General features: G+C 59.0%; 7 protein-coding genes. 2 read left to right on the plus strand and 5 right to left on the minus strand.

Translation table 11 applies throughout. The annotated features are described in order from the left end of the window. Positions 1–60: 60 nt before the first annotated feature. Positions 61–1,386 carry a sigma-54 dependent transcriptional regulator gene (locus NRG23_RS04500; RefSeq protein ID WP_009048884.1) on the minus strand — a complete coding sequence of 442 codons (1,326 nt, stop codon included), beginning with the start codon at positions 1,384–1,386 and terminating at the stop codon, positions 61–63. A 352-nt stretch (positions 1,387–1,738) separates the two neighbouring features. On the opposite strand from NRG23_RS04500, the gene NRG23_RS04505 reads away from it, so the two are divergent. Further along, on the plus strand, positions 1,739–2,005 hold the full coding sequence (locus NRG23_RS04505) for a hypothetical protein (protein ID WP_009048883.1): 267 nt from the start codon (positions 1,739–1,741) through the stop codon (positions 2,003–2,005). A gap of 104 nt (positions 2,006–2,109) precedes the next feature. Here NRG23_RS04505 and NRG23_RS04510 read toward each other — a convergent pair whose 3' ends face one another. The 4 genes from NRG23_RS04510 to paaY form a co-directional block, all read right to left on the minus strand. Further along, positions 2,110–2,817 carry a 4'-phosphopantetheinyl transferase gene (locus NRG23_RS04510; protein WP_257373834.1) on the minus strand — a complete coding sequence of 236 codons (708 nt, stop codon included), beginning with the start codon at positions 2,815–2,817 and terminating at the stop codon, positions 2,110–2,112. 65 nt (positions 2,818–2,882) lie between these two features. Then, positions 2,883–12,935, minus strand: a complete 10,053-nt coding sequence (locus tag NRG23_RS04515) for a non-ribosomal peptide synthetase (RefSeq protein WP_257373836.1) — start codon at positions 12,933–12,935, stop codon at positions 2,883–2,885. A 788-nt stretch (positions 12,936–13,723) separates the two neighbouring features. Next, positions 13,724–14,647: a phenylacetic acid degradation operon negative regulatory protein PaaX gene (paaX, locus tag NRG23_RS04520; RefSeq protein ID WP_009043762.1), complete on the minus strand. Its 924-nt coding sequence runs from the start codon at positions 14,645–14,647 to the stop codon at positions 13,724–13,726. An 87-nt stretch (positions 14,648–14,734) separates the two neighbouring features. Further along, a complete protein-coding gene (paaY, locus tag NRG23_RS04525; RefSeq protein WP_007926481.1) occupies positions 14,735–15,331 on the minus strand; it encodes a phenylacetic acid degradation protein PaaY in 597 nt (198 codons plus the stop codon). A 357-nt stretch (positions 15,332–15,688) separates the two neighbouring features. Here paaY and paaF point away from each other — a divergent pair, with 357 nt between their 5' ends. Then, positions 15,689–16,462: a 2,3-dehydroadipyl-CoA hydratase PaaF gene (gene paaF / locus NRG23_RS04530; protein WP_198918832.1), complete on the plus strand. Its 774-nt coding sequence runs from the start codon at positions 15,689–15,691 to the stop codon at positions 16,460–16,462.

Here is a 16,462-nt window from a genome sequence, read left to right on the forward strand (position 1 = left end):
CACCAGGCAAAAAAAGGCCCGCGGCGATCACCTCGCCGCGGGCCTTTTCGTCGCACCGCCCTAGCGGATCTGATGCTTGTGCAGCAACCGGTAGAAGGTCGGGCGCGATACGCCCAGCACCCTGGCCGCGACACTCAGGTTGTCGCTGTGCCGATTCAACACATCGCACAGGGCCTGGCGCTCGGCCCGGTGCTTGTAGTCCTCCAGCGTGCCCATGGGCGCGATGCTGGCCTGCGGACTGAGCAGCCCCAGGTCCCGGGCCTCGATCTGCCGGCCCTCGGCCAGCACCAGGCCGCGCCGCACCCGGTTGGCCAGCTCACGGACATTGCCCGGCCAGTCGTGCTTGCCCATGGCCACCAGTGCGTCCTCGCTGAAACTGCGCGGCCGGCGCCCGGTCTCCAGGCTATAGAAGTGGGAAAAATGGCTGGCCAGCATGCCGATATCGCCATGCCGTTCGCGCAATGGTGCGGTAACCACCTGCAACACGTTCAGGCGGTAATACAGGTCTTCGCGAAAGCGCCCCTTGTCGATCGCCGCCTCGAGGTCGACGTGAGTCGCCGCCAGCACCCGTACATCCACCGGGATCGGCTGGCTGCCGCCCACGCGTTCAATGTGTTTTTCCTGCAAAAAGCGCAACAGATTGGCCTGCAGCTCCAGCGGCAGGTCGCCGATTTCGTCGAGAAACAGCGTACCGCCATGGGCCGCCTCGATACGCCCGACCTTGCGTTGATGGGCGCCGGTGAACGCGCCCTTCTCATGGCCGAACAGTTCGGACTGGATCAGGTGCTCGGGGATCGCCCCACAGTTGATCGCCACGAAGGGCTTGCTGTGGCGCTGCGACTGGCGGTGCAGGGTCCTGGCCACCAGTTCCTTGCCGGTACCGCTTTCGCCGCGAATCAGCACCGGCGACTCGGTGGGCGCCAGTTTGCTCAAGAGTTTGCGCAAGTCGCGGATCGGTCGGCTGTCGCCCAGCAACTCATGCTCGGGCTGAGCGACATGGATGTGCCCCTGGCCACGCAGGCGGGCCATGCCGAAGGCCCGCCCGAGGGTCACCTGGACCCGCGAGACATCGAACGGCAGGGTGTGGAAATCGAAAAACCACTCGCAGACGAAATCGCCGACTTTCTGCAGGCGCAGCACCTCCGGGCTGAGCACCGCGATCCACTCGGTGCCGCTGCGGCTGATCAGGTCCTTGACCGCTTCCGGTCGCTCCAGGTGAAAAGCCTGCAAACGCAGCAAGCCGACGTCACAGCCGCGATCGACGGCCGCCTCCAGGTCACAACTGTCGACATCCCAGCCCGCCGTGCGTAATCCAGGCAGCAGACGATGGCAATCGTCGCACGGGTCAACCACTAAAAGGCGGCGTAAGGCGGTCGCTTCAAGCATGACTGTTCCTTGGCGCCAAAAAGAGGAAAAGTTATTAGAAACAGTAGTTTGGCAAACCTGGCTGTAACATTAGCAATTACTTGACGGGGGTCTTGTATCGATTGTTTATAGCGCCAATCACCATTTGGACTAACTGTTACATGGATCCAAAAGCCTGGTTTAATTCCGTGCGCCAATCTTTCATTCAGCTTTCAAAAGAAGGCTCTGCATCGCGGGTGTGAACAAAAGTTGTAAATTCTGGTCTTTCTATGTGACCTGATCCCTGGTTCGAGACATCAGTACAAGTAACCAGCCGAACGGTAAGCCCAACCGACGGCACATCATTTGATTGGGCACATAGAGAGAAGACCCCATGAACGCCCCGCTCCGTATCAACGAAGCACTTTTGATCGCCGACCGCGCATTCCAGCCATTCCAATGCGTCGCCTGGGCCCCACAAGACGGTAACGGCGAACTGAGCCTGACCGTCATCGACCGCACCAATACCCGTATTGGCCGCAAACAGATTCCAAGCAGCGCCTACTCCGACCCGGCGCAACTGGAAGACCTGCTGAAACAGGCCCGCGCCGAACTGAGCCAGGAAGGTTACAAACTGCAATCCTGGGCCATGCCGGAATAAACGGAAAAGACGGATCACTACCCAGTGATCCGTCTTTCTTATTCATCTGATATATCCTCCGCGCTTTTAGTACCCCCCCCTGCGACATTTTGACTCACTCAGAATTAACTATCAGGATGAGTCCTGGACTTGGCGATGAGGGTAATTACATGGTTCGACTCGAACAGGTAACTCCCTCGCACCCGCCTACCCTTTCCCCAGGGCGCGCCAAGATCCTTATGAAGCTCGATGGTAAACCCGTCACTATCCATTGCCTGCAGAGACACATCCTTAAAGTCCAGACGGGCATACGTTTGTGGATGGATAAACTTATAAAACGCCTCTTTTGCGGAGAAGATCAGCGTAGCGGTTTCAAGTAAGTTCAAGTGCGATGCCTGCATCTGCAATTTATCCGTCTGGGTGAAGACCAGATGTTCCAGCGACAGGAGCATCTCTGTACCCACGATCTTTTCGATGTCGATACCCAGCCCGCTCCATTCGGACTGCCACGCCACGCAGGCAATAACCCGTTCCTCCGTATGAGACAAACTGCCCAGAACGCCCTCGGGCCAGTCGGGTGCACCATCGGCCTTGCGCCCTACTGCCCATGTAGCGGCTCCCAGCTGGCCAAGCGCTTGGCGGGCACAATAGCGGCCCGCCAGGTACTCGACTCTCCTCGTGTGCACACTATGTTGAATGTCTACAGGCAGTTCAGCACCATGTTGCAATAACTGCCCCAGATCAATACGGCCTCTGTCCAGCAGGAGACAGACCATGCCGATGCCGTCCGTAATGAAATGCGTTGCCAGCTCGATGGGGTCAAGTCCAATCATCTTGTCATACCGTGGCTCTTTTCAGGACCGGCAGCGACCCACATGGCCGCTGCCGAGCTTCCTTCTCAGATTATTGATCCGGTCATGACCCTGATGATCTCGTCGCTGGATTCCAGAATGTTGTGATGATGGCAGGCAAGCGGGACGACGCTCAGCTGCGAGCAAGCCGCGCCCAACCCGTTATCCGTGACAGCAACAAGCGACTTCATCACAGAGCCCGGCAACTGCGGATTGGCCTGCATCGCCTTGAACAACGTGACCGTCGTCGCCTGCAATTTGACGCTCAACTGCCCTTGCGACAACTGCTCCTCCACTTCGGCGACCCTCCGGGCACGTTCGGCGGCGGCTCCCGTAAGCCCCAGCACTGGCAGCAGTGCGGCAAGCGGAATCTCCGCCGTGCCCTGCTGGTAGAAGCTATCGAGCAGATAGAGCGAAACAGCGGTAGCTCCCCGTTGCTCCAACTTGGCGGCAATTTCCAGGGCAATCAACCCGCCCAGCGACCAGCCAAGGATATGCACCCTGCCGGTATCCACCTGCAGTCCATTGACAATCATTTCATCCAGGTACCGGTCAGCCAGCGCCCCAAGTGAGCTGATCGTCGGCTGGTGATAAAGGTTGTGATTATCGATGCCCTGACAGTTCATCCTGCCCTGGAACTCCTGCGCGAGGGGATAGAAGACTTCGGCCCCAACCAGGGCCGGATGAATCATCCACAACACTGGCGCGCCGCTCTCTGCCGGATTCAACGGTATCACCAGGCCACTTTCAGTGACCGCCAACAGGTTTCTCAACGTACGGCACTGGAAAAGCCTGACGACAGGGATCGAGGTTTTCAGCAACTCCGACATCTTCATGCAGACCGAGATCGCCATGAGCGAAGTGCCTCCCGACCTGAAGAAGTCATCCGCCATACCGACCTGCTCGCGCTTCAGGGTGACCTGCCACAGCTCGCACAATTGCTGTTCCAGTCCATTGGCGGGTGCGACGTAGTGGTTCTGCTCTCTCTGCCCGGGGGCGGGCAACGCCTTGCGATCCAGCTTGCCGCTGGAGTTGAAAGGCAGCGCCGGCAGGCGTATCAAGACGGTCGGGATCATGTACAGCGGTAACCGCTGACTCATGGACTCCAGCAGCTCGGACTCCACCAGCGGCTCGTCACAGACGTAGTACAACGCCAGACGCTCTTGAACTTCATCCTTGCAGACGATGGCGCAGCAGGATTTTATCGGGTCAAAGGCCAGAGCCTGGCTTTCCACCTCCCCCAACTCGACCCGGTAGCCATTGATTTTCACCTGGAAGTCCATGCGCCCCATGAACTCCAGGTTACCGTCAGGTAGATAACGTCCCGCGTCCCCGGTCCGGTAAAGCCGCTCGTCCAGTTCAGGGTGGTAGATGAATCGCTCCCGGGTTATCGGCTCATTGCGGAAATAGCCTCGGGCAACGCCTGCCCCACCGATGTACTGCTCGCCGGGCAAGCAAGGCGGCAGCAAGCGCATGTGGCTGTCCAGTACATAAAAGCGCTGATGCGCCATGGCTTTGCCATAAGGCACGCTCGGCGCCAGTATCGGAGCATCCGGAATGTCGTAGAGAATCGACCAGATGGAACTTTCCGTCGCGCCGCCGGCACTGACCACCCTGCAACCTCGGTTCCATTGGCGGATACGCGCCGGTAGCGGTTTGGCAATCACCTCCCCTACCAATACCGCCGTACGTAGCATCGGCCAGCCATTTTCATCGGCCTGGACGGATTCGAGGTACTCCACCAGCAATGTCATCACCGAAGGCGCGGAGTTCCAGAACGTCACCCCATGGGTCACCATCAAACGATGCCAGGCATCCGGTTGGTAACGCTCCGCTTCCGATGGCATCACCATGGTGCCACCCACCGACAGCAGGCCAAAAATATCAAACGCCGAAATATCAAAACTCAGAGCACTAAGGGCCAGGCCACGATCCAGGGCATTGAGATTGAGCTGTTGAATGGTGTCGACAATGCTGTTCACCGCCCCCCGATGTTCAATGGCGACGCCCTTGGGGACACCGGTAGAACCTGAAGTAAAGATGACATAGGCGAGTTCAGACGCGTCGGGGAGCATGGGTTCACCCATACTCGCGGCGGGTAACATGGCAACCGCACCGTATGGATCGATCAATAGCAGCCTGGCCTCGGGTTCCTCCTTCCATGGCTTGCTGCTGAACACCACCCGGGTTTGCGACTGCCTGAGAACATCCCGCCGCCGACCTTCCGGCCAGGAGCTGTCCAGTGGCAGGTAAGCCTTGCCGGACATCACGATCGCCAGCACCGCGATGATCTGGGCCCGACCTTTGTCGACCATGACCGCAATGGTCTCGGCGTCCATGTCCACATGCTGGCGCAGTTGCAACGACAGAGTCAGAGCAGCCTGATACAACTCACCGTAAGTCAGCTCGCCAAGGCCGTCGATAATCGCAATGGCTCGCGGCTGCTGCCGGGCATGCTGGATAAAATCGTGATGGATCGCCCGTTCGAAATCATAGGCTGGCGGGCAGGACTTCCAGGCTTCGCGCTGCCGCCGGACCTCTACAGCGGGTACCAGTTCCAGCTGATTGATCCGCAAATGCCCCTCCCCGACGATCTGTTCAAGAATGCGCAGATAGTACCGAGACAGGCAGCTCATGGTTGGGGCAGTGAAGAGCGCGGTCGCGTAGTTGAATACGGCCTGCACGCGCTCACCTTCTTTCTGTATGTTCAGGGTCAGGTCGAACTTTGCCGCCTGGTACTGCTCCATCAGGCTTTGCGGCTCCAGCCAATCAGGCAACTTCGGGGTCTGCCCGTCATCCTCCAGCACAAACAGCACCTGGAATAGCGGATGCCGCGACAGATCGCGTGGTACCTGCAGAGCATCGATCAACTGCTCCAGCGGCAGGCTCTGATACTTCTGCACCTGAAGCACAGACTTGAAGACTTCGCGCACGTACTCGGACAACGGCATCTCGTCGTTGATCTGCGTGCGCAACGGCAGGGTATTGACGAAGAAACCCACTACCGATCGGGTTTCTGTCGTCGGTCGGTTGGCTACCGGCGTACCGACCAGAACATCCTGCTGGCCGCTGAAACAGCTGAGCAGCAGATTGAATGCCGACAGGAAAAGCGCAAAAGGCGTTACGCCTTCCCGTCGAATGAACTGCTCGGCCCGAGCCATCAGCGCCTCGGGCAATACAATGCCATGGTTGGCCCCGCGGTGGTCAAACTGCGCCGGCCGCACAAAATCGAGCGGCATCTCCAGCGTTTGCCAGCCCTGCAGTTGGTGCTGCCAGAAGGTTTTCAGTTCTGACAACCGAGCCGAATCGAGGTATTCACGCTGCCAGCAAGCGTAATCTCCATATTGTAGGAGCGGGTCCGGCAATGTCGGTTGCTGACCTCGTCGGTACGACTCATAGAGGTTTTGCAACTCCTCCAGGAACAGGTTTTGTGACCAGCCATCGAAGGCCAGGTGATGCACGACAATCAGGCTGTACAAGATCGTACTGCCGTCAGGCTGGCGGACCTCATAGAGACTGGCTCTGAGGGGAATTTCCGAATCGAGAGCAAATGGCCGGTCAATGTCGCCGAGCAACTGTTGTTGCCAGCCAGCGGCATCGAGCCGCAACTGCTGCACCCGCAACTCGTTGTCGGTCAACTTCGACAATGCGGTAAGAGCCGACGGCTGGCAAATGACACTGCGCAGCACGTGATGGCGGGCAACGATGGACTTCAGGCTCTGGCGATAAGCGCTCAGATCGACCTCGGCGCTCAGGCGGAACAGCATCGGTACGTGGTACAGATTGCTGCCACCGTTGAGCTTCTCGATAAACCACAGCTGCATCTGCGAGAACGACAGTGGCCAGGTATCACGCTGCAGCGCCGGAATCAGCAAAGGCCCGGACTCATTGCCGTTAAGCTTGAGGTAACGGCACAAGGCGCGGATCGTCGGATATTGCCCCAGTTCGCCCAGGGTGACCTCCCTCCGTAACCTGCGGCTGATCTGGTAACAGGCCTGGATTGCCAGAATGGAGTTGCCGCCCAGGGAGAAGAAGTTGTCTTCCACGCTGACGCGCTCCAACCTCAACAATCCCCCCCAGATCAGGCAGCACTCGCGCTCCAGATCACTCTCGGCGGCGACCAGGGGGCGTTGTTCGCTCTCGGGGAGCGGCAGCGATTTTCGGGCGATCTTGCCGTTCTCTGTCAGCGGCATGCTGTCCAGCTGGATAAACGCCTTTGGCAGCATGTATTGCGGCAACTCACCACGCAGATACTGACTCAGCGCTTGAATGTCCACCGCCTTGGTAGCGACCAAGTAGGCCGCCAGATAAGGTTGCGGATGCTGAATCAATACCACGCAACACATGGTTATATCGGGATAGGACAGCGTGATGTTCTCGATTTCCCCCAGTTCAATGCGGTAACCGTTGATTTTGACTTGCTGGTCTATCCGCCCCATGAACTCGAGGTTGCCGTCGCTGAGGAAACGCCCGGCATCCCCGGTACGGTAGACGCGTTCCTGCAAGTGCTCATGCCAGAAGAAGCTGTCGGCGGTGCGCTGTGCATCCGCGTAATAGCCGCGCGCCAACCCTTCACCGGCGATATACATCTCGCCTTTCACCCCCACAGGCAGCGGTCGCATTTCGGTATCCAGAACATAGAAACGCTCGTGTGGCAACGGCTTGCCATACGGAATGCTGACCGACCGGACTGGCTCCGGCGGGACCTCATAAAGAATCGAGAAGACCGCCGCCTCCGTTGCGCCACCGGCGCTGCAGAAACGGCTGTGCGGGGCCCACTGCCGACAGCGTTCAGGCAATGACGTGGCAATCCAGTCCCCCCCTACCATCACCGCGCGCAACGCGGGTACCGGGCCGGAGAGAAGTCCGGCATTGCCGACATAGTCCAGCAACAGCTCCAGCAGCGCGGGCGCGCTCAGCCACACCGTAACGCGATGGTTGATGATCGATTGATACCAGGCCTGCGGGTTGACCCGATCGTTCTCGGCCGGCATGACGACCGCGCCCCCCACTGAAAGAGGGCTGAAGATGTCAAAAATGGCCAGGTCGAAACTCAGCGCGCTGAGGGCCAGGCTGCGGTCGTACGCGTCGATAGCGAAATAACGACGGGTACCTTCGAGCATATTCACCACACTGCGATGCTCGATCGCCACGCCTTTTGGCGTGCCTGTAGAACCAGAGGTAAAGATGATATAGGCCAGGCTGTCCGCAGCGGCATCGACGGCAGGCAAGAGCCGCGCCGGCGGTGGTTGCGTGAGGGCCTGCCCTGTGGCGCTCAGGCTGACGACATTGATCTGCGACGTCTCCCATGGCTCGCTGCTCAACAGGGTATTGATGCTCGCCTGGGCCATCACGCCCAGGCGGCGCTGCAACGGCCAGCCTTTATCCATCGGCAGGAAGGCTTTGCCACACATCAGCGCCGCCAGTATCGCCACAGGCTGCAGGCGTCCCTTGTCCGCGAGTATCGCAATCGCCTCACCTGTCATGCCGCCCTGCAAGCGCAACTGGGTAGACAGCGTCAGGGCCGCCAGATACAGCTCTCCATAGGTCATTTCACCCAGCTCATCGATCACCGCCACGGCCTGCGGATGCTGCTGCGCGTAACGGATGAAATCGTGCTGCAGAGTACGCTCGAACGAATACTCGAAACGCCGCTCCTCAGCCATCGCAAGCTGCGTCTGCATGTGCGCGGCGCTCGCCAGGCCAAGGCTTCTCAGCGGCTGCTCGGCCCCCTCGACCATCTGCTGCAAGACCGTGACGTAGTAGCCGGCCAGGCGACTGATCGTGTCCTGGCTGAACAGCGCGGTGGCGAAGTTAAACCGGGCATTGATCCGCCCGGCAACGGGCGTCAACGTGAGGGTCAAGTCGAACTTGGCCGTTTGCTCATACGCACTCAGATCCACCACCGAAAGCCAATCCGGGCAAGCGGCGCCCACCGTGCTTTCCAGAGCGAACATCACCTGAAACAGTGGATGCCGCGAAAAGTCCCGTGGCACTCCCAGGCGATCCACCAGTTGCTCCAGCGGAAAGCTCTGATGTTGTTGCACTTGCGCCGTATTGGCCGCGACCTGGCGGATAAACTCGCACACCGAGAGTTCGTCAGGCACCCGATTGCGCAGCGGCAAGCTATTGACGAAAAAGCCGATTAGGCTTTCCAACTCCGGCTGGCTGCGGTTGGCCAACGGTGTCCCCACCACGATGTCATCCTGGTTGGTATAACGTGCCAGTAACAGGGTGAAGCCGGCCAACAGCACGGCATGCAGCGTAACCCCTTCCTTGCGGGCCAACGACTCGAGTGCTGCCACCAAGGATGCAGTCAGCAGGACCTCGCAGTGACTGCCGCGTGCATCAAAAAACGTGGGGCGAAGGTAATCCGGAGCAATATCCAGCTGCTGGTAGCCATCCAGCGCCTGATCCCAGAATGCCAGGGCCTCGGCACTGGCCCGGTCATCGGACTGCTCACGCTGCCAAACCGCATAGTCGAGATATTGCACATCAAGCGCCGGGGGAGCTTGTTCCGTTTGCCCGAGGAAATATTGATAAAGCGCCGCCAGCTCCCGCAGCAGCACGTCCATTGACCAGCCATCGAAAGCAATGTGATGGAACACCAGAAGACTCACCGTAACCTCTGCCCCGACCTCATTCCGGTAGCGGTAGATCGCTGCCCGCAACGGCAGATCGCGCAGCAGGTCAATCGGCTGCTGCAGCGCCTGTTGCAGGCAGGCAGTGAACTGCACTTGCGTCACCGAATGGATCGGTACCGCCAGCTCCTGCTCGGTGACATGCAGATACGCCTCGCCCGTTTCATCCTGGCGAATCAGGCTCCGCAGCACCTGATGACGAGCCACCACCGCCTGTAAACTTTTGATGTAGGTCGCGCAGTCGGCATCGGCGGACAGCTGCAACAGCACCGGCGACAGGTAATGCGTGGCGCCACCCGACAGATTCTCCATAAACCACAAGCGCGACTGCTGGAAAGACAGCCGCGCCTCGCTGCGCCCGCTCCTTGCGATCGAGGGTTCCGACAGCGTCCGCTCTTGCTGGGCAAGATGCTCACTCAGCAGCGCCACCGTCGGATACCGGTTCAGTGTCAGCGCCGATACTTTTATGCCAAGGGCCTTATAGATTTCATGGCACAACCTGATCGCCAGAATCGAGTTGCCGCCCAAGCGGAAGAAGTGATGGTCAATGCCTGCGTGGCTACCAAGCAGGCGGTTGAACAACGCCAGCAACCGGCTTTCCAACTCATTGCCAGGCGCGCGGAAAGGGACACTCTGATCGATCATCGCCGGCTCGGGCAACGCTCGGTAATCCACTTTTCGACTGACCGTCAGCGGGATCCTCGGGATCGCCATCATCGCCGTTGGCACCATGTGGGCCGGCAATTGGGTACTCAACTGCCGCCACAACCCCTCGACCGTCAGATCGCTGCCGGAAGCGACGACGAACCAGGCCTGAAGCTGCGGCGCAGGCTCCTTGCGCGCCGTGACCAGTGCTTCGGCCACTCCCGGCACGGCACGCATCACACTCTCGATCTCACCCAACTCGATGCGGTAACCGTTAATTTTCACCTGCTGGTCCGCTCGGCCACAGTATTCCAGGCTGCCATCAGCCAGGCGCCGCACACGATCGCCGGTGCGATACAGCCGACGGTAGTCCGGATCCTGGCTGAAGGGGTTTTCGATAAACGCCGAGGCCGTCAGTTCCGGCAAATTGAGATAACCGCGGGCAAGGCCGACTCCCGCCAGGCAAAGCTCGCCTTCAACCCCCAATGGCAGCGGGTGAAAATGCTCATCCACCACGTAGCAGCGCATATTGGCAATGCCCAGGCCAATATTGCGGGCACCATTATTTCGATACAGGTTGATGCTCACACTGACCGAGGCTTCGGTGGGCCCATACAGGTTGGCAACCCGCAAACCCGCCGCCAGATAGTGATCGAGCACATCCTGCGAAGTCGACTCCCCGCCTACGGCAAGGCAACGCAGAGAGTCCGGCAATAGAGGACGGGGACCCAGCAGTGCGGGCGGCAGAAGGCAGAAGTTGATTTGCCACTCGCGCATCTGCGCGGTGAGCAGCTCAAGATCCAGGCGCTGGGGTTCGCTGGCGATACACAGGCGATGCCCGTTGTTAAGAGCGATGAAGACTTCGAACACATGCGCGTCGAAGGCCAGGGTGGCAAATTGCAGACAGTTCAGAACACCCTGCTCACGACTCAGCAGCCGGCGGCCATGACCCAGAATCATGTTCGCGGCACCCCGATGTTCGCACAGCGTGCCTTTGGGCTTCCCTGTTGTCCCGGAGGTATAAATGACATAAGCCAACTGCTCGCCGCTCACCTCGGGAAGCAGTATCGGCTCTTTGCCAGACACTCGGTCTCCCGGCCGATCGATCAGCAGGCAGTAGCTATCGGCCGTACTTTCCTTCAATGAGTTCTCAAGAGCCGTTTCGGTCAAGACAATGGGGCTGCCCACATCGCTCAGGATATACGCCAGCCGTTGCGCGGGGGCGTAAGGGTCCAAAGGCACATAGGCCGCGCCAGCCTTCATGATTGCCAGCATGGCCACGACTGCGTTGGCCCCCCGCTGCACATACAAGGGGATCAAGGTATCGGCCGGCATTTCCTCGCCGCAAATACGCAGATATTCCTCACGCAACCTACGCGCCAGGCCGCTGCTACGCTGCGCGAGCTCCCCATAACTGAATGCCTGCCGGCTGTCGACCAATGCCATCCGCGTGGGGTAAAGACGGGCATTTTCCTCAAAACCGGCGAACAGCGTCGTGACGTGCTCCAGCGGCACTTCACTGTCGTTATTGGATTGATTTTCTAGACGCTGCGCCTGCTCTTCGGATAAATATGGCAGCGTGGAAAGCGGCCGATCCGGCTCGCTTAGTGACGACCACAGCAAATGTTGGTATTGCTCCGCGAGTTCAGCCATTTGTACCGCGTCGAATAGATTCGCGTCATACCTGAGCCTGAACTCAAAGGCGTCTTTCGACTGCTGATACTCCAACAACAATTCAGTGCCTGCCAGGTCGTCATTGAAGCGATGATTGACCTGTGCCCGGCAACCATCAAATGTCAACGGAAAATTCTTCAGAAAACCCTGGGAAAAACTGACGTTCAATTCGGCAACCGGACTCTCGCTGAGCATGTAATGAACCGGCAACTTGGAGTGGCGCAGCCGTCCCGAGACCTTAAGTTTTTTCGTATAGTCGAGGGTCGTTTTATACAAGCTTGAAAAGTTCGAATCAGCAAGTAACGCCAAGGGAAATACCGCGGTATTCACCTGCCCGCCATAATAGACTTTTTCCCCTCCTTCCGCTGCGACAGGATAGGCGATGCAAACTTTTTCCTGCCCCGTCTGACGGGCAATCAAGATCGCCCACAACGTCTTGAATATTAGAAAATGATTGGCATATTTGATCCCGGCCTTCAGATCTCGCCAGTCGGCGAACGAGACATCAAAACGCACTTCGCCCGCTGTCTCTTGCCTCTGTCCGGAGGATATGCAGGGCAACTCGGCACGCCGCGGACAACCAGACAACAAGTCGCGCCAGAACCCGGTCGAGTCAAACCGCCCACGCAATTGAGCAACGTCATCTTCATAGCGCGCATATAAATCGAGGAGATCACTAAACGCCTCTGCCGGCGCGAGCCCAAGCGGGCCCTTGTTGTAATATTCAGATAACAAGGCATAAAACTCGTCGCCAGACAGGCCATCCAGTAGCACGTGGTGTACGACGACAAGAAAGTTGTAACGTCGTTCGCCAGTCTTGATCAGATGGAAGCGACAGAGAGGCCCTTGGCGGAGGTCAAAGGGAGTACGTACCAGGGATTGGGCATCGCAGGGTGAATCGAAATACTCGAGGGTTATGGGGTTATCGGCTTTCACCCAGAAAAGCTGTCCATCTTTTTCATCGAGAACATGATTAAACAGAATATAGTCTCGACTTATACCCTCTACGGCCAAACACAGCCTGTTTAAATCCAGATCACCTTCGATGTCCTGATCCAGAACCAGGTTATATTCGCATGACTGCGGCTTGATAATATATTCATCCCAGAAGATCCTGGTGTAAGGCGAGGCAGAAAACATACGATATCCTTAAGGTTTATTAGAGTGAGCCTTCACGTCTAAACTGATCGCCGCATTTTAACGAGAGACTCTCTCGCCACTAAAAACAAGACTACGATTAAAAATCCTTTGCCTTGGGCCAAAGCCGAAAAGCGTGCCTGTTTCTTAATTCAATTATGTTCCTCTTACCCCCAGCCCAACCCTTCATCTGCCTTTCACCAGCACAGACTCCAAGTTAAATAAATATTTATGATCACCAATCGAGAAAGATACGCACTCACGAATTCTCGCGAAATAATATATTTAACGAAAACCCAATATCTATAAGATATTTCCTTTGCACTCATAAGATAAAACTTAATTAAAAAAGAGAATCAAGCAGAATCTCCACGGCAATATCTGAACACAAGGACTGGGTCCTATCCGGGGTTATCGCTCCGATCGACAGCCGTTCGCCGCCGCCCCAACTCTGTATCGGGGCGCAAGTCTTTGATGGAGGGGGAGAAACCGGGAACAGTTTTGTCCGGCGAGCACTTCTATCCGGGAAGGTTGACGAGATCGCGGCCAGGGCTGTCGACGATCCTGAGGGTCATTTACAACAGGCAGGACATCCGGAGGTGGCTTATATCAGCGATGGCGACCAGTACGTCTGCTGCTCGTCGAATTCAAGTACGAGGGTTCGCACCACAAGTGACAAAACCGCAGCTGCCGGATCGGCAAGCGGGCTGATGCCATCCTGCACGACCGTGGCGACACCCTGCGGCCAAGAACCTGATCAGTCAGTATCCGGGGGACACTTTGCGAGCGCCTTACTTCAAACCGCCAAACCGTCGATAGAAACTTTCGCCGACGTCGGGCAACGGACCGTCGGCGTTTTCCAGCGCGTCGTTGAGCCATTCCTCGGCCTTGGCGTAGATCAGACGATAGATGTTGCGGCAGAGCTGGCGCGCCGCTCGGCCTTCCCAGTCACCAGGGAGCAGCTCGTCCGGCAGCTGCGGATCGCGCAGCAGCAGTTTGCGGTATTCGTGGATCAGCAGCAGGCGCGCCAGGAAACAATCGGCCGGCTGCAGTTGCTCCTGCTCGCGCAGCGCTTGCCACAGCGGCCGGAACAACTGGATGAACTCGCTGTAATGAGCCGCCAGCTCGTCGATATTCCAGCTTTCGCGCACCTGCAGGCGCAGCGCCTTGGAGGCCAGCACGTCCTGGGCGGTGGTCTCGAACACAATGGTGTCTTCCTGGGCGCCGAGGTCCACCAGGGTCGCGTTGATATCCGCCCGATCGCTGCGCGGACAGGCCAGCAGCACCGGCGAAATCGCGCCAAAACCTTGCCACTCCAGCTCTTCGCGCACCTGCTTGCGCTTGTCCTGGCCGAGCTGCGACAGCATCACCAGGCACCAGGAACCGTCCCAGGCCGGCACGCTGGCGTTGTAGACCCGCTTGAAGGCCTTGTCGAAACGCCGGCGGCCGGTACCGGTCAGACTGTAATAGCTGCGGCGCCCGACTTTCTCGGCGGTCAGCCAGCCTTCCTTGGTCAGGCGGAAGATCGAGGTGCGGATCAGTCGCTCGTTGATGCCGATGGGTTCGAGCAACTGGATCAGGCTGCCCAGCCATACCGTACCGCCGTGGGGTTCGATGGCATCGCCGTACAGGGTAATGATCAGGGAGCTGGCGCGAATCGGCGTCTGCTCCTGGAAACGGGTCACAAGATGATTCAACGGTGCTAGGGACGACATGGGCGTACCGGACAAAAAGGAAGAAATATACCGGGTTTCACCGGCTTGGAGTGGCCTGGAGCGCGCGACCCACTGTGCCCTGGTTGTTCACTGACCGGTATTTTTCGGGCGCAGGCCGCTGTCGGTGATGCGCGGGCGATTGGCTTCGGGTTCCGCGAGCGGCTCACAGACCTGCATCTGCTCCAGGCAGCGCCTGGCCAGCTGCTGATATTCACGGGTGCCAGCCTGCTTCCAGTGCAGCTCTTCGTCGCTGAGGCGGCGTTTGACACTGGCCGGGGCGCCCATGACCAGCGACTGCTCCGCACACTCGAAGCCGGCCTTGACGAAGGCCGCCGCGGACACGAAGCAGCGTGGCGCGATCCGGGCGTTGTCCATCACCACCGCGTTCATCCCCACCAGCGCATCGGCGCCGATCCGGCAACCGTGCAGCACCGCGCCGTGGCCGATATGGCCGTTGCGCTCGACCACCGTGTCGCTGTCGGGAAAACCGTGCATCACACAGGTGTCCTGCAGGTTGGCCCCCTCCTCCAGCACGATCCGCCCGAAATCGCCGCGCAGGCTGGCCAGCGGGCCGATGTAGCAATGGGCACCGACTATCACGTCGCCGATCAACACGGCGGACGGATGCACATAAGCACTGGGATGGACCACCGGAGTCAGGCCGTCGAGGCTGTAGCAGGTCATGAGGTACTCCTTGGCTAGGCGGCAGTCGACATAGCGCGCAAAGCGATGCCGATCAGGATTTATTTTGTATCACATAAAACTTAAACGAAAAAGCGGAAAAACAGTATCACGTCTCTACTCAGCGAAGGCCGCCAGACAAAGGCCACAAACCCCAATAAAACCTGGAAAATCACGACTTGATCGCCCCTCTTCGTCCTGGCGCAACAGACTCAAATCCTCAACATAAAGACACACTAATCATATTTTTACATTGCATTTATGTATCGCATTGGCGATATACTCGGCGAAAACCGGCTCCCCAGCCGATCCAATAATGACCCGGCCCTGCGCCGAGCGTGCACCGTGAGGGCATCCGCCATGCCTCAAACCCTTGCTGTCGAAAGCCTCGATGGCGGCGTTCGACTGATTACCCTGCAACGCCCCGCCGCCCTGAATGCCCTGACCACCGAATTGCTCGGCGAACTGGCAGCCGCCCTGGACGCCGCCCAGGCCGACAGCGAGACCCGGGTCGTGGTGCTGACCGGCAGCCGCAAGGCATTCGCCGCCGGCGCCGACATCAATGAAATGGCCGAGCGCGACCTCACTGGCATCCTCAACGACCCGCGCCAGGCTTCCTGGCAGCAGATCACCGCCTTCAGCAAACCGCTGATCGCCGCAGTCAATGGCTTTGCCCTCGGCGGCGGCTGCGAGCTGGCCATGCACGCCGACATTCTTATCGCCGGCGAGGACGCCCGTTTTGGCCAGCCGGAAATCAACCTCGGGATCATGCCCGGCGCCGGCGGCACCCAGCGCCTGCTGCGGGCGGTCGGCAAATCCCTGGCCATGCAGATGGTCCTCGGCGGCGAGTCGATCGATGCCCGCCATGCCTTGCGCGCCGGCCTGGTCAGCGAGGTCACCCAACCGGAACTCACGGTCGAGCGTGCCCTGCAGCTGGCGCGGCTGATCGCCGGCAAGGCACCGCTGGCCCTGCGCCTGGCCAAGGAGGCGCTGCTCAAGGCGCTGGACACCGACCTCGCCAGCGGCCTGCGCTTCGAGCGCCACGCCTTCACGGTGCTGGCCGGCACCCGCGACCGCGAAGAAGGCATCCGCGCCTTCCAGGAAAAACGCCGGCCCAGCTTCACCGGCCACTAG

This window comes from Pseudomonas sp. T8 (assembly GCF_024610635.1).
Lineage (GTDB): Bacteria > Pseudomonadota > Gammaproteobacteria > Pseudomonadales > Pseudomonadaceae > Aquipseudomonas > Aquipseudomonas chlororaphis_I.

Bases quoted from the DNA above. Each gene is read 5' to 3' on its own strand.
- NRG23_RS04500 (WP_009048884.1), bottom strand. From the start codon at position 1,386: ATGCTTGAAGCGACCGCCTTACGCCGCCTTTTAGTGGTTGACCCGTGC.
- NRG23_RS04505 (WP_009048883.1), top strand. From the start codon at position 1,739: ATGAACGCCCCGCTCCGTATCAACGAAGCACTTTTGATCGCCGACCGC.
- NRG23_RS04510 (WP_257373834.1), bottom strand. From the start codon at position 2,817: ATGATTGGACTTGACCCCATCGAGCTGGCAACGCATTTCATTACGGAC.
- NRG23_RS04515 (WP_257373836.1), bottom strand. From the start codon at position 12,935: ATGTTTTCTGCCTCGCCTTACACCAGGATCTTCTGGGATGAATATATT.
- paaX (WP_009043762.1), bottom strand. From the start codon at position 14,647: ATGTCGTCCCTAGCACCGTTGAATCATCTTGTGACCCGTTTCCAGGAG.
- paaY (WP_007926481.1), bottom strand. From the start codon at position 15,331: ATGACCTGCTACAGCCTCGACGGCCTGACTCCGGTGGTCCATCCCAGT.
- paaF (WP_198918832.1), top strand. From the start codon at position 15,689: ATGCCTCAAACCCTTGCTGTCGAAAGCCTCGATGGCGGCGTTCGACTG.